Genomic DNA, 19,618 nt, shown 5'->3' on the forward strand with positions numbered 1-19,618 from the left:
CCCCCCCCCCCCCCCCCCCCCCCCCCCCCCCCCCCCCCCCCCCCCCCCCCCCCCCCCCCCCCCCCCCCCCCCCCCCCCCCCCCCCCCCCCCCCCGGGCCCGTCACGCCGACGGCGCGGCCAGGGTGTCGAGGTGGCGGCGGAGCACCGCGCGCAGCTCCTCCGGGCCGACCAGGTCGGGGTGCTGGACGGCCTGGAGGGTGAGGCCGTCGAGCAGGGCGGAGAGCCTGCGGGTCTCGATGCCGAGGTCGAGGCCGGGGGCCAGGCCTCCGGCGCGTTCGGCCTCGGCGAGGACGCGCCGGACCAGGTCGTCGAGCCCGGCCTGCATCTCGGCGGCGCGGGGTCGCAGGTCGGGCCGGGTGCGGGCGGCGGTGACGAAGGAGAGCCAGAGCGCGGACTCCTCCCGGCGCTCGGCGTCCAGCGGGAGGGTTTCGGCGAGCAGCCGGACGGTCCGCTCGCGCCGTTCGGTGCCGACGGCGGCCGGGTCGAGCAGGACGGCGGCGTGGGCGCGGATCCGGGTCTCGATCCGGCGGGCCAGCTCCCGCATCGCGAAGATCATCAGCTCCGAGCTGCCGGCGAAGTAGTGCCGCACCGAGCCGACGGCCAGTCCGGCCTCCTCGGCGACGTTGCGCAGTGACGTGTGCTCCAGCCCCTCCCGGGCCGCGACGCGCAGGACGGCGTCGGCGACGGCCTGGCGGCGCTCCACGGGGTCGACGATCTTCGGCATGTTGCCGTTATAGCACGGCCGAGCTAAATTGCTGATTTAGCACGGTCGAGCTACAAAAGGGGAGTGGGGATGAACGGCTGGGTCCATGCGGGGCTGATCGCCGCGGTGGTCGTGGTGGTGGTGATCCGGCGGCTGCGCGGCGAACCGCTCAACGTCCGGGACCTCTTCGGGGCGCCGGTGGTGCTCACCGGTCTCGGCGTGTGGGCGGTCGCCCAGCGCCACGGGCTCGGTGCCGCCGACTACGGCTGGATCGTGGCGGGCTCCGTGCTCGGTGTCGCGCTGGGGGCGGTGCGCGGCGCCACCATCCGGGTCTACGAACGGGAGGGCGTGCTGTGGCAGCGCTACACCGGCCGCACCTTCCTGGTCGCGGCGGTCTCGCTCGCGGTAATGGCCGGCTTCGCCGCGCTCGCCGCGCACTTCGGTTTGGCCGCCGACGCCCGTCCGGTCCAACTGTCCATCGGCGTCGGCTTCCTGGGCGAGGCCCTGGTGGTCGGCTACCGGGGGCTCACCTCGCAGGTTCCGTTCGCGCCCGAGCGGCGGGATCCGAGCCCCTTGGAGCGGCTCCGTCGGTAACTCCGGTCGTCGAAACCCGAACCGGTACGCGGCGCACGGCTGGGCCGTGCCGCGTCGTTCCCGCCGGGCGCCCTGATCCGACGCGAACGATGAGACGCGGCCCAGGTCCTACGACCGGCCCCGCAGCTCCCGGGCGATCAGCTCCGCCAGGTGCAGGGCCCGGCGCCCGTCGGCGAGTTGGGCGATCTGGGTGCGGCAGCTGAAGCCGTCCGCCAGGACCACCGTCCCCGGCCCGGCGGCGCGCAGCTCGGGCAGCAGCACCCGCTCCGCGATGGCCTCGGACACCTCGAAGTGGCCCCGCTCGAAGCCGAAGTCGCCCGCCAGGCCGCAACAGCCCGCCTCCAGCACCCGGTTGTCGAGGCCGAGTCGGGCCTCCACCCGGCGGTCGGCGGCGCTGCCGAGCACCGCGTGCTGGTGGCAGTGGGTCTGGGTGAGGGCGTCCAGCCGGGTCCGGGGGAGCGGGGCGTCCGGGGCGTACTCGTCGAGGAACTCGGCGAAGGTGCGGGTGCGGTCGGCGAGCGGGCGGCCCTCCGCGCCGAGCAGCCGGGGCAGGTCCTCGCGCAGGGTCGCGGTGCAGCTCGGCTCCAGGCCGATCACGGGGGTGTCGGCCCGGAGCCCGTCCGCCGCCAGCACCCGCAGGCTGCGCCGCAACACCCGGCGGGCGATGCCGAGTTGGCCGGTGGAGTACCACGTGAGGCCGCAGCAGACCGGGCCGGAGGGCAGCCGGACGTCGAAGCCCAGATGTTCGAGCACCTCGACGGCGGAGCGCGGTACGTCCGGCTGGAGGTGGTCGGAGAAGGTGTCCGGCCACAGCAGCACCGGCCGGGCGCCCGCCGGTGCCGGGTGCTCGGCACGGTGCCGCCGGTACCAGGCGGTGAAGGTCTGCGGCGGGAACACCGGTAGTACCCGGCGCCGGTCGATCCCTCCGAGCCGCTTGACCAGGGCGCCGGCCCGGGAGCGGGCGAGCGCGTTGGCGGCCCCCGGCGCGAGCGCCACGGCCCGCAGCCAGAGCGGCAGCCAGCCCATCGAGTAGTGCGCGAGCGGGCGCGGCCGGTGCCGGTAGTGCTGGTGCAGGAACTCGGCCTTGTAGGTGGCCATGTCGACGTGGACCGGGCAGTCGCTCGCGCATCCCTTGCAGCTGAGGCACAGGTCCAGCGCCTCCCGGACCTCCTCCGACCGCCAGCCGTCCGCGATCGCCGCCCCGCCCTGGTGGCCGGGAGGCGCGCCCGCCCCGCGCAGCATCTCGGCGAGCAGCCGGGCCCGCCCCCGGGTGGAGTGCCGCTCCTCGCCGGTGGCCAGGTAGCTCGGGCACATCACCCCGCTGCCGGGGGCCACGCACTTGGCGACACCGACGCAGCGGTGCACCGCCCTGGCCAGGCTGCCGCCGTCCTGCTCGTACGGAAGGGCCGGCGGCAGGGTGCGGTGCGGGGCGGTGACGAAGCGGAGGTCGGCGTCGAGCGGCCGGGGATCGACCAGGGCGCCCGGGTTGAGCAGGTTCTCCGGATCCCAGATCCGCTTGAACTCGCCGAACAGGGCGATGACTTCGGGCGGGTACATGCGCGGCAGCAGCTCGGCCCGGGCCTGTCCGTCGCCGTGCTCGCCGGAGAGTGAACCGCCGTACGAGACCGCGAGATCGGCGGCCTGCTCCAGGAACTCCCGGAAGACCAGCACCCCTTGGGGCTCCTCCAGCGGGAAGTCGATCCGCAGGTGCACGCAGCCGTCGCCGAAGTGCCCGTACGGGACGCCGTGCAGGCTGTGCCGGCGCAGCAGGGCGCGCAGGTCCCGCAGGTAGTCGCCGAGCCGCTCGGGCGGGACGGCGGAGTCCTCCCAGCCGGGCCAGGCCGCGCCGCCCCCGGGCAGCCGGGTGACGATCCCGGCGCCCGCCTCCCGGACGGCCCACAGCTGGCGCTGCTCGTCCGGGTCGGTGACCAGGGCGACGCCGGCCGAGCGTTCGCGGCGCACCGCGTCGGCGAGCCGGCGGGCCGCCTGGTAGGCCTCCCGGGGGGTGGCGCCGCCGGTCTCCAGGAACAGCCAGCACTCGCCGGCCGGCAGCCGGTCCAGCGCGGGCGGTCGGGGGCCGGCGGCGAGCAGCGCGGCGATCAGGTCGGCCGCCATGCCCTCGGCGGTCAGCGGCCCGTACGGCAGCAGTGCCGGGACGGCGTCGGCGGCGGCGCCCTCGTCGGGGTAGCCGGCCACCACCAGGGCGCGGGCGGGCGGGTCCTCGACCAGGCGCACGGTGGCGCCGAGCAGCAGCGCGCAGGTGCCCTCGGTGCCGGTGAGCGCCCGCGCCAGGTCGTGGCCGCGCTCGGGCAGCAGCGCGTCCAGCGGGTAGCCGGAGGTGCGGCGCGGCAGTTCGGGCATGCCCTGGCGGATGACGGCGAGGTTGCGGTCGGTGAACTCCTGGAGCCGGCCGTGGAGCCGGCCGACCCGCCCGGGCGGCTCGGCGAGCGCGGCGCGCTCCCGGGCGGTGAGCCGCCCGCCGACGGTCAGCTCGGTGCCGTCCGCGAGCAGCAGCTCCAGCCGCTCGACGTTGTCGGCGGTGCGTCCCCAGGCCAGTGAGTGCGAGCCGCAGGAGTCGTTGCCGATCATGCCGCCGAGGGTGCAGCGGCTGTGCGTGGACGGGTCCGGGCCGAAGCGCAGCCCGTACGGCCGGGCCGCGCGCTGGAGGTCGTCCAGGACGGTGCCGGGCTGGACGCGCGCGGTGCGGGCCTGCGGGTCGATCTCCAGCACCGCGCCCAGGTGGCGGCGGAAGTCCAGGACCACCGCGCCCGGGCCGACCGCCTGCCCGCCGATGCTGGTCCCGGCCCCGCGCGCCACCACCGGCACCCGGTGCTCGCGGCACAGCGCCAGCGCGGTGCGCACGTCGTCCAGGTCGGCGGGCTTGACCACGCCGAGCGGCAACTGCCGGTAGTTGGAGGCGTCCTGGCTGTAGACGGTGCGCTCGGCGGCGCCGAAGCGGACCTCGCCGCGCAGCACGGCGGCCAGCTCGCGGGCCAGCGCGGCCCCGGGGTCGGCGGACGGACGGCTCACCAGGGACCTCCCGGGCGGGTGCGGCGACGGCTCCGCCGATGATCGCAGGCGCGGGGCCCGCCGGGTACCGGGCGCGACGGGCGTACCGCCGACGGGGTGTCGTGCGGCGCTCCCGGCGATCACGCCGGCCGGAGTCCGCGGCCGTGGGCACCGGCGGCCGGGCACCTGCCCGGGGCCGGTCACTTCCTCCCGGTGAGCGTGCCGCGCGCGATGTGGGAGAGCTTGGCGACCTCGAAGGCCGGGTAGGCGCCGCCCGCCAGCAACGAGAACTTGATCCCCTCGCGGCCGCCCGGCCTGCGGTGGCCGGGCGGCTGGAAACGGCGGTGGTGCTCGGCGGCCCGGTGGAAGAACTGCGGGCGCTCGGCGCGGGTGACGCAGCCGGCCAGGTCGAGGACGAACAGGTAGTGCCGGACCATCCGGACGAACAGCGCGTCGCGCACCGCGTACAGGTGCGGCTGGTCGGTCAGCAGGGCGAAGCTGCGCTCGTACTGCTCGAACAGGTCGAAGACGCTGCTGCCCGGGCCGCTCGCCGGGTGGACGGTCTCCCGGCGGCGCAGCTGGACGCACTCGCGCGCCAGCACGGCAGCCGTCCGGGCGCCGAGCAGCGCGGCGTGCGCCACCGGGACCTCCTCGTAGCGGCCGGGCGGGAAGGCCAGGCCGAGCCGCGACCAGTGGTCGCGGCGGATCAGCCTGTCCCAGACCAGCGGCGGGGCGCCGAACAGCGCCGGGCGGTCGAAGGGGGCGAAGGGCTCGTGGCCGGCCTCGGCGAGCAGCGCCTCCGCGCCGCCGGGCCAGTCGCGGCCCTGGTGCCGGCGGGAGTGGCCGAACAGCAGGACGTCGACCGGGCCGGTCTGCTTCAGCCGGTCGGCGATCGTGCGCAGGGCGTCCCGGGGCAGCAGGTGGTCGGCGTCGAGGAACAGCAGGTACTCGCCGGTGGCCCGGGCCGCCCCGGCGTTGCGGCTCGCCCCGACGCCGACCGCCGCGTTCAGGCGCAGCACCGACATCCGCGGGTGCCGCGCCGCGTACGCCTCGGCGAGCCCGGTCGCGGTCTCGGGGGAGCGGTCGGCGACCACGATCACCTCGACGTCGGCCAGGGACTGCGCGAGCAGCGAGTCCAGGCAGTCGGCGAGCTGCTCGTGCTGGTCGTAGGCGGGGAGCACGACGCTGATCAGGGGTGGGCGCATGACGCCGGAGCGTAGGAGGGCCCGAGAAGGGTGGCAAAGCCGTGACGGTGGGTGATTCGGAGCAATCGGTGGCAAATCGTCCGGGCGTGCGCCATATCTTCACGCCGTCTTCCGGCCGTGTCCACGGGCTCCGACCTGCGGCGATGCGCGCCAGGCCCGCGACGCACCGGGCCCGCGACGCACCGGGCCCGCGACGCTCGGTGCGTCGCGGGCCGGGCCGGTGGGTTGGGCTCGGGTCCGAACGGGAGGGCTCAGTACCAGTGGTGGGTCTGCCAGAAGGACCAGGCGGCGCAGGGGCTGCCGTAGCGGGTGTTCATGTAGTTCAGGCCCCACTTGATTTGGGTGGCCGGGTTGGTGCGCCAGTCGGCGCCGGCGGAGGCCATCTTGGAGCCGGGCAGGGCCTGCACCAGGCCGTAGGCGCCGGAGGAGGCGTTGACCGCGAGCGGGTTCCAGCTGCTCTCGCGGAACACGATGTTGCTGAAGCACTGGAGCTGGCCGGCCGGGACGATCTGCGCGGCGATCTGCTGCGGGGTGCCGGAGTAGGTGGCCGGCGCGCTGTTCAGGTTCTGGCGCTCCTGCGAGCGGGAGGCCGCGGCCTCGGCGTCGGCCTTGGCCTTGGCGTCCGCCTGGGCCTGCGCCTCGGCCTGGGCCTGGGCGGCGGCGTCCGCGTCGGCCTTCGCCCGGGCCTCCTGGGCGGCCTGCTCGGCAGCGGCGGTGCCGTCCTGGCCCTGGTCGGCGACCGGCTGCCCGTCGAGCGAGACGGCGGCCACGGGGGCGGCCTCGGCCGGGTCGCCGACCTGCGGGATGGCGAGGGCGGCCGTGGCGGCGGCGGAGACCACGAGGGTGGCGACGCCGGTGATCAGGGAGTTGCGGCGGGCGTGGCTGAGCTGCATGAAGCGGACGTTCCTTCTCCGTCGGGGGCCGGGCCGGTGGGGCACCGGGGCGGGGCATCGCGTGGAACCCCGGGTGAGCGGGGCCGTGCGGCCGCCCTGGACGGCCGTGTCGCGCCGGCGGAAGCGGCGGGGCGGACGGGCTGCGCGGTGGAGCCGGCCGGCCGGCGCTGCCCGGCGACGGGCCATTCTTGGCAGGGCCGGGGACGGGTGGCAAAGGCGTTCGCTACTACGCCGGGTCGTGGCTACGGGACGGTCATGGCGGAGCCTGGCGGCGTGTTTGCTGAGATTTGTCCGCTTTATCCATCCAGGGCCCACGCGCGGCGCCGAAAGTGGAACCCGAGGGCATCGGGCCCGGTGGCCTGCGCTCTTCAGGCGGAGCCCGGTCGTGGACGGCCCGGTTGAGGCGCCCAGACCGGGCCGGGGCGGGAGTGGCGGGGTGCCCGTCCACTATCGGGGATCGTGGACGGCGAACCCCCTGTGGGCGGGCTCACACGCTCGCGGCCCCGGCGTCGACGCGGTGTGAGCGGGTGGACACGGGTTCGCGGGTGGCCGGGGTGCGGGACCCGGGGGCGCCGGGCCCGGAACCCCGATTGCCGTGTTCCTGCCAGTTCCGGGCGGCAAGGCCCGACCCCTCCCGCCGCGCCGCCCGCTCGGCCACCCTCGGTGCTCCCCCACCTGTCGAGGAGGAGCCCGATGAAGCGTCAACTCGGCCGAATGGTCAGCCTGTTGTCAGGTCTGGTGCTCGGCGTCGGCCTGCTGGTGCTGCCCGCCGCCGCCTCGCCCGCGCCGTCCCCCTCCGTGGTCGGCGGCACCCGGGCGGCGCAGGGCGAGTTCCCGTTCATGGCACGGCTCTCGATGGGCTGCGGCGGCGCGCTCTACACCTCGCAGATCGTGCTCACCGCGGCCCACTGCGTCGACGGCACCGGTGCCGACAGCACCATCACCGCCACCTTCGGGGCGGTCGACCTGAACAGCGGCAGCGCGATCACGGTCCGCTCCTCGTACGTCTACCAGTCGCCTGCCTTCACCGGCGCCGAGAACGGGAACGACTGGGCGTTGATCAAGCTGGCCTCGCCGGTGAACAGCAGCCTGGTCAGCACCCTGCCGATCGCCACCTCCACCGCCTATGACAGCGGCACCTTCACCATCATGGGCTGGGGCGCGGCGCGCGAGGGCGGCGCCCAGCAGCGGTACCTGCTCAAGGCCACCGTGCCGTTCGTCGACGACGCGACCTGCGCCCGCGCCTACCCGGGCCTGAACACCGCCGGCTCGCTCTGCGCCGGCTACGTCACCCAGGGCGGCGTCGACACCTGCCAGGGCGACTCCGGCGGCCCGATGGTGCGCCAGGACACGGCGGGCCGCTGGGTCCAGGTCGGCATCGTCAGCTGGGGCAACGGCTGCGCCCGCCCGGGCTACCCGGGCGTCTACACCCAGGTGAGCACCTACGCGTCCGCCATCGCCGCGGCGGCGGCCCGCCTCTGAGCGCCGGCGGCACCGGTACGGCAGGGCCGGCCACCACCCCCGAGGGTGGTGGCCGGCCCCGTCGCCGCGCGGTGGACCGGATGCGCCCGCTGCGCCGGGAGGTTCACCGGCGCAGCCACTCCTCGGCCCGCCGCCGCTCCCGGGCGATCCGGCCGGTGGCGTGCGGCGGCAGCCGGGCGAGCAGGGCGGCGGCGGCCCCGGCCCGGCCGGTGAGGGCGTGGACGCCGGCGAGGCGGGCGGTGACCAGGGCGTGGTCGCGCGGATGGGCGGCCGGGTCGAGGAGGCGCAGCGCGTCCTCCAGCCGGGCCGCCGCGGTGCGGGCGTGGACGGCGCGGCCGGTGCGGACGGCGAGGTCCCGGTGGCAGGTGCCGTCGGCCACGGCCAGCACCAGCTCGGCCCGCGCCGACCAGGGCGTCGGTTCGCCGGAGCGCGGCGCGGCCTCGGTCAGCCGCCGGGCGTCCGCCAGTGCCCGGCGCACCTGGAGCGCCCGGCCGGCCAGCGCATGGGCGTGGGCCTGGGCGACGGCGGCCCAGGCGTGCGGCCCCGGCAGCGGAGGGGCGGCGGCCCGGGCGGCCTCGGCCAGGGCGAGCGCGGTGGCCGGGTCGCCGTGCCACCAGTACAGGGTGCTCTGCCTGGTGAGCAGCGCGGCCGCGGTGGCGCGGTCTCCGGCGGCACGGGCCCGTTCCAGGCCGGTGGCGTACCAGCTGAGCGCTCGGGCGTGGCGGTCGCCCTCGAAGTGGGCCCAGCCGGCGAGCTCGGCGTACTGGGCGGCGAGCGAGCGGCCGGCGGTGAGGCGCTCGCGCGGGGCGGAGCGCGGCCGGCCGAGCAGGCTGTGGGCGTGGTGCTCCAGGACGGCGGCGAGCCCCTCGGCGCCGATCCGGACGGCGGCGGAGCGGTAGACGGCCAGCAGGTGGGCGAGCACCTCGACGGTGGCGGCGTCCGGCGGGGCGGCGCCGGGGGCGAGCGGCGGCCGGGCGGCGGCGCGTTCGCCGAGCCGTTCGCGTTCCCGCTGGACGGCCTGCCAGAGCTCGGCCAGCTCGCCGTCGGCGAGCAGGAGCTCGTCGGCCCGGGCGGGCATCCCGGGCGGCGGCCAGCGGCGGGCGTTCTCCACCCGGCTGATCAGCGAGTCGTGGTAGCCGAGCAGCCGGCCGAACTCGGCCTGGCTGAGGCCGCGGGCCTCGCGCCAGTGCCGCAGCCGGCGGCCGAAGCGCAGGCGCGCGGACTCGGGTGCCGTGCGGGGCGGGGGCGGCGGGGGAGGGGTGGGGGTGGGTAAGGGCGGCACGAGGTCTCCCGGGGCGGGTGTGGGGGCGCTCGTGGGGGAGCGCCGCTGCCCTGGTATCCCCCTTGTCCTGCCCCGGTCAAACGGCGCGGGGAGGTGCCGGACGGGTCGGTCCGGCCGGTGGGTCCGGTCAGCCCGGCGCGGTCGGTGGGTCCGGTCCGGCCGGTCGGCCCGGTCCGGCCGGTGGGCCCGGCCTGTTCGGTCCGGACGTACGACGGCGCCGGGCCCGGGAGCCTCCGCATCGGCTCCCGGGCCCGGCGTTCACGCGCGGGGCGGGCGGGTCAGGAGCCCGCCGCCACCGCGGCCCGCCGCCGTCGGCCCACCACGGCCGAGGCCGCCAGCACGATGGCTGCTGCGACCAGCGACAGGTACATCTGCTTGCGCCCGCCGGCGTCGGTGAACATGTACGCCACCACGAAGCCGATCATGCCGATGGCCGCCCAGGTCAGGTACGGGTACAGCCACATCCGGACGGTCAGGCGCTCGGGCATCTCGCGCTCGATGATCTTGCGCATCCGCAGCTGGGAGAAGCAGATCACCAGCCAGACGAAGAGCGCGACGGCGCCGGAGGAGTTGAGCAGGAAGGCGAAGATCGTGTCCGGCGAGGTGTAGTTGAGGAAGACGGCGACGAAGCCGAACACCACGGAGGCCAGGATCGCGACCCGCGGCACGCCGCGCCCGGTGACGGTCGCGAAGGACTTCGGGGCGTCCCCGCGCTGGCCGAGCGAGAAGGCCATCCGGGAGGCGGTGTACATCCCGGAGTTGAGGCAGGACAGCACGGCCGTCAGCACGATCACGTCCATCACCTGGCCCGCGTGCGGGATGCCGACGTGGTCCAGCACGGCCACGTACGGGCTCGCCTTGACGTCGGCGGAGTCCCACGGCAGCAGGGTGACCACCAGCAGGATCGAGCCCAGGTAGAAGATCCCGATGCGCCAGATGACGCTGTTGGTGGCCTTGCTGACCGCCTTCTCCGGGTCCTCCGACTCGCCGGCGGCCAGGGTGACGATCTCGCTGCCCATGAAGGCGAAGACCACGGTGAGCATGCCGGTGAACACCGCGCCCACCCCGTGCGGCAGGAAGCCGCCGTGGCCGGTGAGGTTGGTGGCGCCGACCGCGTGGGTGCCCGGCAGCACGCCGAAGACGGCGAGGGTGGCGATCACCAGGAAGGCGGCGATCGCGACGACCTTGATGCCGGCGAACCAGAACTCGAACTCGCCGTAGGAGGCGACCGAGAAGAGGTTGGTGGAGGTCAGCACGGCCATGACGATCAGGGCCCAGCCCCACTGCGGCACGCCGGGTATCCAGCCGTTGAGGATCTTCGCGCCGGCCGTCGCCTCGACCGCGAGCACCACGACCCAGAAGAACCAGTACAGCCAGCCGATGGTGAACCCGGCCCAGCGGCCGAGCGCCCGGTCGGCGTACGCGGAGAAGGAGCCGCTCTGCGGGTCGGCCGCGGCCATCTCGCCGAGCATCCGCATCACCAGGACGACCAGCACGCCGGCCATCGTGTAGGAGAGCAGGATGCCCGGGCCGGTGGTCGCGATGCCCGCGCCGGAGCCGACGAAGAGGCCGGCGCCGATCACGCCGCCGATGGCGATCATCGAGAGGTGGCGGTTCTTGAGACCCGCCTTCAGGTGGCCGTCGCCACCGTGTCCGATCGGTCCCGGCTGGTGGGGGACCTTCGTGGCCGCCACGGGCCTGGTGGTGTCCGCACTCATCAAGGGTGCCCTGTGCCTTTCCAGCGCGGCGTACGTCCCTCGGCTCGATGTGCCTGAGGGTGGGGGACTGAACCGCGCGTTGCGTCGCAACCTAACTTCTGTGCACCGATGATCGGAACAATGTCTTGGTAACTGTTCGCTGAACGAACACAAAAGTCCTGGTCAGAGTGGGTGGAAAGGTGGCATGGAAACCTCAAATCTGACGCATCGTCAGTGATCGATAAGGCCTCCAGGCCCTGTTGGTGCTCAGGTCGGCCTGTTCGGATCGGCCGCAGTTCGAGGACGGTGAGCGCTTCCGCGTCCGAGGCCCGCCCGGTCAGCCGGGCGGCCAGGATCCGGGGGATGTCCTCCTCCTGTGAGTATCCGGGCACCACGGTCACCTCCGCGCGCCGGACGCCGGGCTCGCCCCGCACCGCGTACGTCACCAGGTAGCCGTACCGCTCCGGCGGCGGCGCCTGGTCACGGTCCTGCCGGTCCTCCCGGCCGCGGGCGGTCATCCGCATCGACCTCCTCGGCCCATTGTCGGCGCGGTGTGGCCGATCCGCGCAAATCCGGGCACAGTGGGACTCCCGGGGGGATGCCGTAGGAGCGACCCCATGCAGACCACCTGGAAGGGGACGATCAGCTTCGGGCTGGTCAGCATCCCCGTCCACCTGTACTCCGCGACCCAGGAGCACGACGTCCCGCTGCACCAGGTGCACGCGAAGGACGGCGGCCGGGTGCGGATGAAGCGGTACTGCGAGCGGGAGGAGAAGGAGGTCCCGTACGCGGAGATCGCCAAGGGGTACGAGTCCCCCGACGGGCGGACCGTCACGCTCTCCGACGAGGACCTCGCCGACCTGCCGCTGCCCAGCAAGAAGGTCATCGACGTGCTGGCCTTCGTGGACGAGGGCGAGATCGACCCGCTGATGTTCTCCAAGGCCTACTACGTCGGCGTCGCCGACCAGGCCGCCGCCAAGCCGTACGCGCTGCTGCGCGACGCGCTCACCCAGTCCGGGCAGATCGCCGTCACCAAGATCGCGCTGCGCACCCGGGAGTCGCCCGCGGTGCTGCGGGTGCACGACAACACCCTGGTGCTCCAGACCTGCATCTGGCCCGACGAGGTCCGCCCGTCGGCCGGCATCGGGCCCGAGGGGGACGTCACCGTCCGGCCGCAGGAGCTCAAGATGGCGCGGTCGCTGATGGACACCCTCTCCGAGGACTTCGACCTCTCCCAGCTGCACGACGACTACCAGCAGGCGCTCCAGCAGGTGATCACCGCCCGCCTGGAGGGCGTCGAGGTGCCGCACGAGGAGGAGCCGGGCGAGGCGCCGGACAACGTGATCGACCTGATGGAGGCGCTGCGCAGCAGCCTCAAGCAGGCCAAGGGCGGGCGGGGTGCCGGGGCCGAGGAGGAGCCTTCGCCGGGTCCTTCGGCGGGCAAGCGGGCCCCGGCGAGGAAGAGCGCGCCGGCCGCCGGGAAATCCGCCTCCAAGTCCGCCTCGAAGACGGCTTCGAAGACGGCGGCCTCCAAGAGCGACTCGAAGACCGCCGCCAAGGACTCGGCAGCGAAGGGCTCGGCGGCGAAGAAGACCACCACCCGGAAGTCCGCGGCCCCCCGCAAGGCGTCCTGACCCCCTCCGGGTCAGGCTTCCCGCGAACGTCCAGCCGTCCAGCATTGGAGGCGATCCCGATGGACCTGCTGACCTACAAGGAACTCGACGCCCGGACCGAAGCCGAGGCCGAGGCCGCGGCCCGGACCGAAGCCGGAACCGGAACCGGAACCGGAGCGAAGCCCGGGGCCCGCCCCGGAGCCCGCAGGAGCCGGGGCTTCGGCCACCTCGCCTGGCACTGGCTGCTCAGCCTCAGCCCCACCGTGGTGACGTTCATGGTCGCGCTGTCGATCGGCCTCTGCATGGTCGCCGTCCAGGTGAGCCTGCTGCCGGTGCTGGTGCCGATGGCGATCTTCTGGGGTCTGACGCTGGTCGCCCTGGGCGGGGTGGTCGCCCGCTGGATGACCCCCGGACCGGGCAGGCACCGGGTGGTGTCCTGACCCGGCCGGGGTGGGCGGGGCCGGGAGGGCTCAGCCGATCCACACCGTGGTGACGTTGCAGAACTCCCGGATCCCGTGCCCGGACAGCTCCCGCCCGAACCCGGAGCGCTTGACGCCGCCGAAGGGCAGCGCCGGGTGGGAGGCCGTCATCCCGTTAAAGAACACCCCGCCGGCCTGGATGTCCCGGACGAAGCGTTCCCGCTCGGCCTCGTCGGTGGTCCAGACGTTGGCGCTGAGCCCGAACGGGGTGTCGTTGGCGACCGCCACCGCCTCGTCCAGGTCGGCCACCCGGTAGACGGTGGCGACCGGGCCGAAGGTCTCCTCCTGGTGGATCCGCATGGCCGGGGTGATGCCGGTCAGCACCGTCGGCTCGAAGAACCAGCCGGTGTCCCAGCCGGTCGGCCGCCCGCCGCCGCACTCCACCCGGGCGCCGCGGGTGCGGGCGTCCTCGACCAGTTCCTCCAGGTCGTCCCGGCCCTGGCGGCTGGCCAGCGGGCCGACGTCGGTGTCCTCGTCCATCGGGTCTCCGACCCGCAGCGCGCGCATGGCCTCGGTGAAGGCGGCGGTGAAGCGGTCGTACACGTCGGTGTGCACGATGAAGCGCTTGGCGGCGATGCAGGACTGGCCGTTGTTCTGCACCCGGGCCCGGACGGCGGTGCGCACCGCGGCGTCCAGGTCGGCGCTCGGCAGGACGACGAACGGGTCGCTGCCGCCGAGTTCCAGGACGGCCTTCTTCACCTCGTCCGCGGCGGTGGCGGCGACCGCCCGCCCGGCCGGCTCGCTGCCGGTGAGGGTGACGGCGGCGACCCGGCGGTCGCGGATCACGTCCTCGACCGCGCCCGAGCCGATCAAGAGGGTCTGGAAGCAGCCCTCCGGGAAGCCCGCCCGCTGGAACAGGTCCTCCAGCGCCAGCGCGGTGCGCGGGACGTTGGAGGCGTGCTTGAGCAGCCCGACGTTGCCCGCCATCAGGGCCGGCGCGGCGAACCGGACGACTTGCCAGAAGGGGAAATTCCAGGGCATGACGGCCAAAACCGGGCCGATGGGTCGGTAGCGGACATAGGCGCGGGCGGCGCCGGAGTCGGCGACGTCGCCGTCGGCCGGGTGCTCGTCGGCGAGCAGCGCCTCCGCGTTGTCCGCGTACCAGCGCATCGCCTTCGCGCACTTGGCGGCCTCGGCGCGGGCGGCGGAGAGCGGCTTGCCCATCTCCTCGGTCATGGTGCGGGCGACCGTCTCCTGGCCCTGGTCCAGCAGGTCGGCGGCGCGGTGCATCAGGGCGGCGCGGGCGGAGAAGGAGGTGCCGCGCCAGCTCTGGAAGGAGGCCTCGGCGCGGGCCAGCCGCCGCTCGATGCCGGCCGCGTCGAGGGGTTCGAAGGTCTGGAGGGTCTCGCCGGTCGCGGGGTTGACGCTGGCGATGGGCATGCGGGGCTCCCTGGAGGGGTTCGAGGGTCCGTGCGTCTGTCCTTCCACCCTCCCCGACGGCCCGGCTCCGGGCACACCACCGCGCGCCCGGCGTGTCCCGTCGTCGGGCGCGCGGTCGCGCGTGCGGTCGGGTCGGCCGCCCGGGCTACTCCGGCAGCGACTCCACCCGGGCCGCCGCCTCCCGGGCCCGGGCCCCGGCCCTCGTCCGGGCGGCGGTGACCTGCCGGTTGGGGAAGCGGTGCAGGTACTCGGCCTCCAGCTCCCCGGTGCGCAGCGTGTGGCGTTTCAGCGCCTCCTCCGAGCCGTACAGGAAGGTCTCGTGGCGCGTGCGGTGCAGCTGCTCCAGCTCGTGCAGGAGCGTGTCGTTGCCCAGGGCGTGCGCGGAGATGCCCGCGGGCCGGATGTGCGGGTCTTCGGCGTGCCGCATCTCGGTGCCTCCTCGGCGGAAGTCCCCTCCTACAGGGTGCCGCCCGACCGCCGCCGCTGCACCCGTTCGCCCCCGAGCTGCTGGTCCGGGTGGCGACCGGCGCGATGTTCGCCGGCTACGCCACCATTCCGCTCGGCGCCCTGGCCGGTGGGTGGCTGGGCGAGGCCGTCGGGTTGCGTGCCACCATGTGGGTGATGGCGGGCCTGCTCGTCCTGGCCGGAGCGGTGCCGCTGCTCTCGCCGCTGCGCACCCTCCGGGAGCTGCCTACCGCCCCCAAATCGGGCAGCTCATAGGATGATTCCTTCCATGACCTTCGGGTCCACGCCTACTGCTCGGACACAGATCGCACATGCCGCTTCCCAAGGCCGAACTCCACCTGCACATCGAAGGCACCCTGGAGCCCGAACTCGCCTTCGAGCTCGCCGCCCGCAACGGCGTCCGGCTGCCGTACGCCGACACCGAGGCGCTGCGCGAGGCCTACTCCTTCAGCGACCTCCAGTCCTTCCTGGACCTCTACTACGCGCTGATGGCCGTGCTGCGCACCGAGGACGACTACGCCGACCTCGCCGACGCCTACCTGGCCCGGGCCGCCGAGCAGGGCGTGCGGCACGCGGAGATCTTCTTCGACCCGCAGGCGCACACCGCGCGCGGGGTGCCGCTGGGCGTGGTGGTCGACGGGCTGACCCGGGCGCTGGAGCGCAGCGAGGAGCGCTACGGCATCAGCACCCAGCTGATCATGTGCTTCCTGCGGGACGAGTCCGCCGAGTCCGCGCTGGAGACCTTCGAGGCCGCCCGCCCGTACTTCGACCGGATCGCGGGCATCGGCCTGGACTCCGCCGAGGTCGGCCACCCGCCGGTGAAGTTCCGCGAGGTCTACCGCCGGGCCGCCGAGGCCGGGCTGCGCCGGGTCGCCCACGCGGGCGAGGAGGGCCCGGCCTCGTACATCACCGAGGCGCTGGACGTCCTCGGCGTCGAGCGGATCGACCACGGGCTGCGCTGCCTGGAGGACGGCGAGCTGGTCGCCCGCCTGGTCCGCGAGCAGATCCCGCTGACCCTCTGCCCGCTCTCCAACGTCCGGCTGCGCTGCATCGACACGATCGCCGACCACCCGCTGGACGAGATGCTGGAGGCAGGCCTGCTGGTCACCGTCAACTCCGACGACCCGGCGTACTTCGGCGGCTACGTGGAGGACAACTTCCGCGCCGTCCGCGAGGCCCTCTCGCTCGACCAGGAGACGCTGCGCCTGCTGGCCGCCAACTCCTTCCGGGCCTCGTTCATCGACGAGCGGCGCCGTGCCGAACTCCTCGCCGAGGTCGAGGCCTACGTCTTCTGACCGGCCCGCCCGGCACCGCGGCTCGTCACCCGTCCAGGGGTGACGGGCCGCCGCGCTCGTAGTGGAGCAGGGTGACGCCGTTGGTGAAGCGGTGGGTGTCCTTCAGCGCGAGCGGGGTGGGGCTGTCGGTCGGGCGGAAGAAGAGGGTGCCGCGGCCCAGGACGACGGGGTGGACGTAGAAGCGGAACTCGTCGACCAGGTCCTGGGCGAGGAAGGACGCGGCCAGGTTCGCCCCGCTGAGGGTGAGGTCGCCGCCGGGGCCGGCGGTGAGCGCGGCGACCGACTCGGGGGTGACCTCGCGGACGACGGTGGTGTTCCAGTCGGCGCGGTCGAGGGTGCGGGAGAAGACGGTCTTCGGCATCGCGCGCCAGATGCCCGCGAACTCGGCCGTCGGGCGGTCGACGGCCGGATCCTGGTCGGCGGTGGGCCAGTAGGAGGCCATCAGCTCGTGCGTCACCCGGCCGGAGACGAAACCACCCATACGGGCGAGCACGTGGTTGAAATGGGTGTGCACCTCGTCGTCGACGAGGTTCCAGCCGAGGTCGTGGCCGGGGCCCTCGAAGTAGCCGTCGACCGAGAGGGACACGAAGAGGACGATCCTGCGGCGCACGGCACCCACCGGGAGGACGGTCCGCCGCCCTCGCCGAGGGAACGGCAGGGCGGCGGACGGGGATCAGATCAGGGTGCTCCAGTAGTACCAGAACCGGTTGAGGACCAGCAGCGCGATCACCGCGTACCAGAGCGCCGGGAGGACCCAGTGGTAGCGGGCCGCCTCCCGGACGACCACCCGCAGGCGCGGGCCCACCGGGATCACGCCGGAGCGCAGGTTGTGCAGCGTGGTGTACCAGAAGAGCGGGATCACCGCGGCCCACACCACCATGCAGTACGGGCAGAGCGCGCCGATCCGGTACAGCGCCTGGTACATCAGCCAGGTCACGAAGCCGATGCCGAACACGGTCCCGGCCTGGAGGCCGAGCCAGAACCAGCGCCGGTACGCCGCGCCGGAGAGCAGCCCGGCGCCGACCGCGACGACCACCCCGAAGGCGACCAGCCCGATCAGCGAGTTGGGGAAGCCGAAGGCCTCGGCCTGCTCGCTGCGCATGATCGAGCCGCAGCTGATGATCGGGTTGATGTTGCAGCTGGGGACGTAGGACGGGTCCTTCAGCAGCTTGATCTTGTCCAGGGTGAGGACGGCCGAGGCGAACAGGCCGACCGCGCCGCCGATCAGCAGCAGCCAGGCGAACGGGCGGCCCGCGCCGTAGGAGGGCCGGACGGTGGGGGCCCCGGCCGTCATCCGGTCACCTGCTTGACCATCGCGGTGAACTGCTCGGGGGAGACGGCCTTGCCGTTGGTGAGGACGTCCAGCTTCTTGCCGTCCAGCTTCACGGTCGGGGTGCCGGTGACGTCGCTCTTGTTGAACTCGGCGTTGACCTTGGCCGCCCACGGCGCGTAGGTGCCGTCCTGGACGGCCTTGACGAAGGCGTCGGTCTTCAGGCCCGGCACCTGGCCGGCCAGGTCCAGGAGGTGGTTGACGTCGCCGAAGGAGTCGCTGCGCTCGTCCGGCTGGTTGGCGTACAGCACGTCGTGGAACTGCTTGAACTTGTCCACGCCCTCGTTCAGCGCGGCGCCGGCGGCGGCCAGCGCGGTGCGCGAGCCCTTGCCGCCGAGGTTGTTGTCCAGGAACGTCGCCAGGTGGTACTCGATCTTGTACGTGCCGTCGTCGGCGAGCTGCTGCACCGCCTTGCCGGTGGTGGTCTCCAGCTGCTCGCAGAACGGGCAGCGGAAGTCCTCGTAGACCTCCAGCGTGTGCGGGGCGTCCGCCTTGCCGTAGGTGATCACGGTGCCGTCGGTGCCGCTCGCGTTGGCCGGGACGACCAGCGGGCCGTTCGCGGCGCCCGAACCGGAGCCGGAGGAGCCGCCGACGGCGAAGGCCACGCCCGCCGCCAGGGCGAGCACGGCGGCGGAGGCGCCGCCGATCACGACCCGGCGGCGGATCCGGTCGGAGCGCTCGGCCTGGGCGCGGGCGGTGCGCATGCGCTCGGTGGCGGAGGTCTTCTTGTCGGTCTTGCGGGTGTTGCTCATGGGTGTCGTCGTCCTGTGCTCTCGGGCGTACGGGAAGGCGCACGGCGCTTCGGGGCCGTGCGAGGGGGAGAGGCAGCCGACTGCTGAGCGGGGCGGGAGCGCTACGGGCTCGGCGCTGCGGCTCAGGCGGCCAGGGCGAACACCGGCGGGCCGCGCCGGACGGCCGGGCGGACGACGACGTCCTCGGCGGGGACCAGCGCGCGGCTGGCCCGGGGGAACGGCACCCGCGCCACCGGGCGGGACGGCAGCGGCGCGAGCAGCAGCCGCAGCCAGCGGGCGGCGGCCGGCAGGTGGCGGTGCAGGAACTCGCCCAGCATCCGCACGGCACCGGTCAGGCAGCCCAGCGCGGCGTCCGCACGGCGCAGCCAGTAGGCGCCGGCCAGCGCGATCACCGTGTGCAGCAGCAGGAGCAGCAGCACACCGGCCCGCGGGGAGACGCCGTGGCCGACCAGGAAGCCGCCGAGCGAGCCGCCACCGCACAGCAGCGGCTGGAGGCCGTGCCCGGCACCGGGCGGCAGGGAGGGACAGGTGCTCTGGGCGAGGCCGAACAGCGCGCCGGCGGCCAGCTCCAGCGGCAGGAACACCGCGGCGATCGCCGGGTAGCCGCGCTCGCGGCCGGCCGGCGCGTAGGCCACCGCGAAGACGGCGACCGAGGTGAGCAGCATCGGGCCGACCGGCAGCGCGCGGCCGGTGACCAGCACCTGGCCGAGCCCGGCGAGCAGCACGACCAGCGCGGCGAAGACCGCCGCGCGGAGCGTCCTGGTGACCGGGCCGATGTCCATGGCTTCCGAGTCTGCCACAGGTTGAAAGCCGGACGGTCGGCCCGGCGGCGCGCTGTGAACAGCCTCACCACCCGCGCTGAGCTGGGCTTATGCGGTCCTTACGGGCGCGCGCCGGGGTCTGACGGACGGGCCTCGGGGCCGGTGGCGTGGGTGCCGGGGCCGGTGGCGTGGGCGTCGGCGGCGTGCACCCGGGCCTCGACCAGCTCCCGGAAGTGGTCCAGGTCCTCGCGCACCGCCCGCTCGATCGCCCCTGCCTGGGCGAAGCCGCGCGGTCCGCCGAACTCCCGGTGCACCGCCTCCGGGTCGTACTCCACCCGGATCTGCACCCGGGTGTGCCGGGAGTCGAGCGGCCGCAAGGCGAAGGCGCCGCGCAGCCGGAGGGAGTCGAGCGTCCGCCAGGCCATCACCCGGCCCCGGCCGCGGTCGGTGATCTCGGTGTCCACGGAGCGCTCGGCGCCGCCGATCGCCACCCCGAGGTGGGCGAGGTTCCGCCCGTGCGGCTGGGCGCTGCGGACGCCGTCGACGAACCGCGGGTACTCGTGCACCCGGTGCAACTGCTCCCAGGCGGCGAGGACGGGGACGGCGATGTCGATCTGTTCCTCAAGGGTGCTCATGGCGGCGCGGCACCTCCTCGCATCCAGCCTGCGCCTCGGGGT

19 protein-coding genes are annotated in these 19,618 nt (G+C 74.5%); 6 read left to right on the top strand and 13 right to left on the bottom strand.

Annotated elements, in window-relative coordinates; genetic code table 11:
• Positions 1-101: 101 nt before the first annotated feature.
• Entirely contained in the window at positions 102-725 is a 624-nt protein-coding gene (locus ACZ55U_RS03040) for a TetR/AcrR family transcriptional regulator (RefSeq protein ID WP_465521776.1), read from the bottom strand.
• 69 nt (positions 726-794) lie between these two features.
• On the opposite strand from ACZ55U_RS03040, the gene ACZ55U_RS03045 reads away from it, so the two are divergent.
• On the top strand, positions 795-1,298 hold the full coding sequence (locus tag ACZ55U_RS03045) for a DUF1453 domain-containing protein (RefSeq protein ID WP_465521778.1): 504 nt from the start codon (positions 795-797) through the stop codon (positions 1,296-1,298).
• Between the two features lie 108 nt (positions 1,299-1,406).
• Here ACZ55U_RS03045 and ACZ55U_RS03050 read toward each other — a convergent pair whose 3' ends face one another.
• The 3 genes from ACZ55U_RS03050 to ACZ55U_RS03060 all read right to left on the bottom strand — a co-directional run bounded on the left by ACZ55U_RS03050 (position 1,407) and on the right by ACZ55U_RS03060 (position 6,405).
• Positions 1,407-4,328 carry an FAD-binding and (Fe-S)-binding domain-containing protein gene (locus ACZ55U_RS03050; RefSeq protein ID WP_465521780.1) on the bottom strand — a complete coding sequence of 974 codons (2,922 nt, stop codon included), beginning with the start codon at positions 4,326-4,328 and terminating at the stop codon, positions 1,407-1,409.
• A gap of 179 nt (positions 4,329-4,507) precedes the next feature.
• Positions 4,508-5,512 carry a glycosyltransferase family 2 protein gene (locus ACZ55U_RS03055; RefSeq protein WP_465521782.1) on the bottom strand — a complete coding sequence of 335 codons (1,005 nt, stop codon included), beginning with the start codon at positions 5,510-5,512 and terminating at the stop codon, positions 4,508-4,510.
• A 251-nt stretch (positions 5,513-5,763) separates the two neighbouring features.
• Positions 5,764-6,405, bottom strand: coding sequence for an aggregation-promoting factor C-terminal-like domain-containing protein (locus ACZ55U_RS03060; RefSeq protein WP_465521784.1), 642 nt, complete (start codon positions 6,403-6,405; stop codon positions 5,764-5,766).
• 693 nt (positions 6,406-7,098) lie between these two features.
• Between ACZ55U_RS03060 and ACZ55U_RS03065 the strand changes: the two genes are divergently transcribed.
• On the top strand, positions 7,099-7,887 hold the full coding sequence (locus tag ACZ55U_RS03065; protein ID WP_465521786.1) for a serine protease: 789 nt from the start codon (positions 7,099-7,101) through the stop codon (positions 7,885-7,887).
• 103 nt (positions 7,888-7,990) lie between these two features.
• Here the strand turns inward: ACZ55U_RS03065 and ACZ55U_RS03070 are convergent, their stop codons facing one another.
• Both ACZ55U_RS03070 and ACZ55U_RS03075 read right to left on the bottom strand, forming a co-directional pair.
• Positions 7,991-9,169 (bottom strand): helix-turn-helix domain-containing protein, encoded by a 1,179-nt coding sequence (locus ACZ55U_RS03070; protein ID WP_465521788.1) that lies wholly within the window; start codon positions 9,167-9,169, stop codon positions 7,991-7,993.
• Positions 9,170-9,447: 278 nt separating this feature from the next.
• The gene (locus ACZ55U_RS03075) at positions 9,448-10,887 is read right to left on the bottom strand and encodes an amino acid permease (protein WP_465521790.1); all 1,440 of its coding nucleotides are present in this window, start codon (positions 10,885-10,887) and stop codon (positions 9,448-9,450) included.
• Positions 10,888-11,483: 596 nt separating this feature from the next.
• On the opposite strand from ACZ55U_RS03075, the gene ku reads away from it, so the two are divergent.
• The gene (gene ku / locus ACZ55U_RS03080) at positions 11,484-12,500 is read left to right on the top strand and encodes a non-homologous end joining protein Ku (RefSeq protein ID WP_465521792.1); all 1,017 of its coding nucleotides are present in this window, start codon (positions 11,484-11,486) and stop codon (positions 12,498-12,500) included.
• Positions 12,501-12,559: 59 nt separating this feature from the next.
• The gene (locus ACZ55U_RS03085) at positions 12,560-12,919 is read left to right on the top strand and encodes a hypothetical protein (protein WP_465521794.1); all 360 of its coding nucleotides are present in this window, start codon (positions 12,560-12,562) and stop codon (positions 12,917-12,919) included.
• Between the two features lie 30 nt (positions 12,920-12,949).
• Here the strand turns inward: ACZ55U_RS03085 and ACZ55U_RS03090 are convergent, their stop codons facing one another.
• A complete protein-coding gene (locus ACZ55U_RS03090) occupies positions 12,950-14,338 on the bottom strand; it encodes an NADP-dependent succinic semialdehyde dehydrogenase (protein WP_465521796.1) in 1,389 nt (462 codons plus the stop codon).
• A gap of 145 nt (positions 14,339-14,483) precedes the next feature.
• Positions 14,484-14,765: a DUF6158 family protein gene (locus tag ACZ55U_RS03095; RefSeq protein ID WP_465521798.1), complete on the bottom strand. Its 282-nt coding sequence runs from the start codon at positions 14,763-14,765 to the stop codon at positions 14,484-14,486.
• A 104-nt stretch (positions 14,766-14,869) separates the two neighbouring features.
• Here ACZ55U_RS03095 and ACZ55U_RS03100 point away from each other — a divergent pair, with 104 nt between their 5' ends.
• Both ACZ55U_RS03100 and ACZ55U_RS03105 read left to right on the top strand, forming a co-directional pair.
• Positions 14,870-15,058, top strand: coding sequence for a hypothetical protein (locus ACZ55U_RS03100; protein WP_465521800.1), 189 nt, complete (start codon positions 14,870-14,872; stop codon positions 15,056-15,058).
• Between the two features lie 56 nt (positions 15,059-15,114).
• A complete protein-coding gene (locus tag ACZ55U_RS03105) occupies positions 15,115-16,098 on the top strand; it encodes an adenosine deaminase (RefSeq protein ID WP_465521802.1) in 984 nt (327 codons plus the stop codon).
• Between the two features lie 25 nt (positions 16,099-16,123).
• On the opposite strand, the gene ACZ55U_RS03110 is transcribed toward ACZ55U_RS03105, so the two are convergent.
• From ACZ55U_RS03110 to ACZ55U_RS03130, 5 genes are all read right to left on the bottom strand, one after another.
• Positions 16,124-16,717, bottom strand: a complete 594-nt coding sequence (locus ACZ55U_RS03110; RefSeq protein WP_465521804.1) for a dihydrofolate reductase family protein — start codon at positions 16,715-16,717, stop codon at positions 16,124-16,126.
• A gap of 54 nt (positions 16,718-16,771) precedes the next feature.
• On the bottom strand, positions 16,772-17,392 hold the full coding sequence (locus tag ACZ55U_RS03115; RefSeq protein WP_465521806.1) for a vitamin K epoxide reductase family protein: 621 nt from the start codon (positions 17,390-17,392) through the stop codon (positions 16,772-16,774).
• Complete coding sequence (locus ACZ55U_RS03120) at positions 17,389-18,180, bottom strand: DsbA family protein (protein ID WP_465521808.1); 792 nt, start codon at positions 18,178-18,180, stop codon at positions 17,389-17,391. Before ACZ55U_RS03120 ends, ACZ55U_RS03115 begins: the two co-directional genes overlap by 4 nt.
• Before the next feature lie 122 nt (positions 18,181-18,302).
• Positions 18,303-18,962: a hypothetical protein gene (locus ACZ55U_RS03125; RefSeq protein ID WP_465521810.1), complete on the bottom strand. Its 660-nt coding sequence runs from the start codon at positions 18,960-18,962 to the stop codon at positions 18,303-18,305.
• Between the two features lie 98 nt (positions 18,963-19,060).
• Positions 19,061-19,576, bottom strand: coding sequence for an SRPBCC family protein (locus ACZ55U_RS03130; RefSeq protein WP_465521812.1), 516 nt, complete (start codon positions 19,574-19,576; stop codon positions 19,061-19,063).
• Positions 19,577-19,618 lie beyond the last annotated feature (42 nt).

The organism is Kitasatospora sp. NPDC034533, assembly GCF_055575155.1.

What these genes read in the sequence shown, in the direction of transcription:
- ACZ55U_RS03040 (WP_465521776.1), bottom strand. Translation starts at nt 725, where the DNA reads ATGCCGAAGATCGTCGACCCCGTGGAGCGCCGCCAGGCCGTCGCCGAC.
- ACZ55U_RS03045 (WP_465521778.1), top strand. Translation starts at nt 795, where the DNA reads ATGAACGGCTGGGTCCATGCGGGGCTGATCGCCGCGGTGGTCGTGGTG.
- ACZ55U_RS03055 (WP_465521782.1), bottom strand. Translation starts at nt 5,512, where the DNA reads ATGCGCCCACCCCTGATCAGCGTCGTGCTCCCCGCCTACGACCAGCAC.
- ACZ55U_RS03060 (WP_465521784.1), bottom strand. Translation starts at nt 6,405, where the DNA reads ATGCAGCTCAGCCACGCCCGCCGCAACTCCCTGATCACCGGCGTCGCC.
- ACZ55U_RS03065 (WP_465521786.1), top strand. Translation starts at nt 7,099, where the DNA reads ATGAAGCGTCAACTCGGCCGAATGGTCAGCCTGTTGTCAGGTCTGGTG.
- ACZ55U_RS03075 (WP_465521790.1), bottom strand. Translation starts at nt 10,887, where the DNA reads ATGAGTGCGGACACCACCAGGCCCGTGGCGGCCACGAAGGTCCCCCAC.
- ku (WP_465521792.1), top strand. Translation starts at nt 11,484, where the DNA reads ATGCAGACCACCTGGAAGGGGACGATCAGCTTCGGGCTGGTCAGCATC.
- ACZ55U_RS03085 (WP_465521794.1), top strand. Translation starts at nt 12,560, where the DNA reads ATGGACCTGCTGACCTACAAGGAACTCGACGCCCGGACCGAAGCCGAG.
- ACZ55U_RS03090 (WP_465521796.1), bottom strand. Translation starts at nt 14,338, where the DNA reads ATGCCCATCGCCAGCGTCAACCCCGCGACCGGCGAGACCCTCCAGACC.
- ACZ55U_RS03095 (WP_465521798.1), bottom strand. Translation starts at nt 14,765, where the DNA reads ATGCGGCACGCCGAAGACCCGCACATCCGGCCCGCGGGCATCTCCGCG.
- ACZ55U_RS03100 (WP_465521800.1), top strand. Translation starts at nt 14,870, where the DNA reads ATGTTCGCCGGCTACGCCACCATTCCGCTCGGCGCCCTGGCCGGTGGG.
- ACZ55U_RS03105 (WP_465521802.1), top strand. Translation starts at nt 15,115, where the DNA reads ATGCCGCTTCCCAAGGCCGAACTCCACCTGCACATCGAAGGCACCCTG.
- ACZ55U_RS03115 (WP_465521806.1), bottom strand. Translation starts at nt 17,392, where the DNA reads ATGACGGCCGGGGCCCCCACCGTCCGGCCCTCCTACGGCGCGGGCCGC.
- ACZ55U_RS03120 (WP_465521808.1), bottom strand. Translation starts at nt 18,180, where the DNA reads ATGAGCAACACCCGCAAGACCGACAAGAAGACCTCCGCCACCGAGCGC.
- ACZ55U_RS03125 (WP_465521810.1), bottom strand. Translation starts at nt 18,962, where the DNA reads ATGGACATCGGCCCGGTCACCAGGACGCTCCGCGCGGCGGTCTTCGCC.
- ACZ55U_RS03130 (WP_465521812.1), bottom strand. Translation starts at nt 19,576, where the DNA reads ATGAGCACCCTTGAGGAACAGATCGACATCGCCGTCCCCGTCCTCGCC.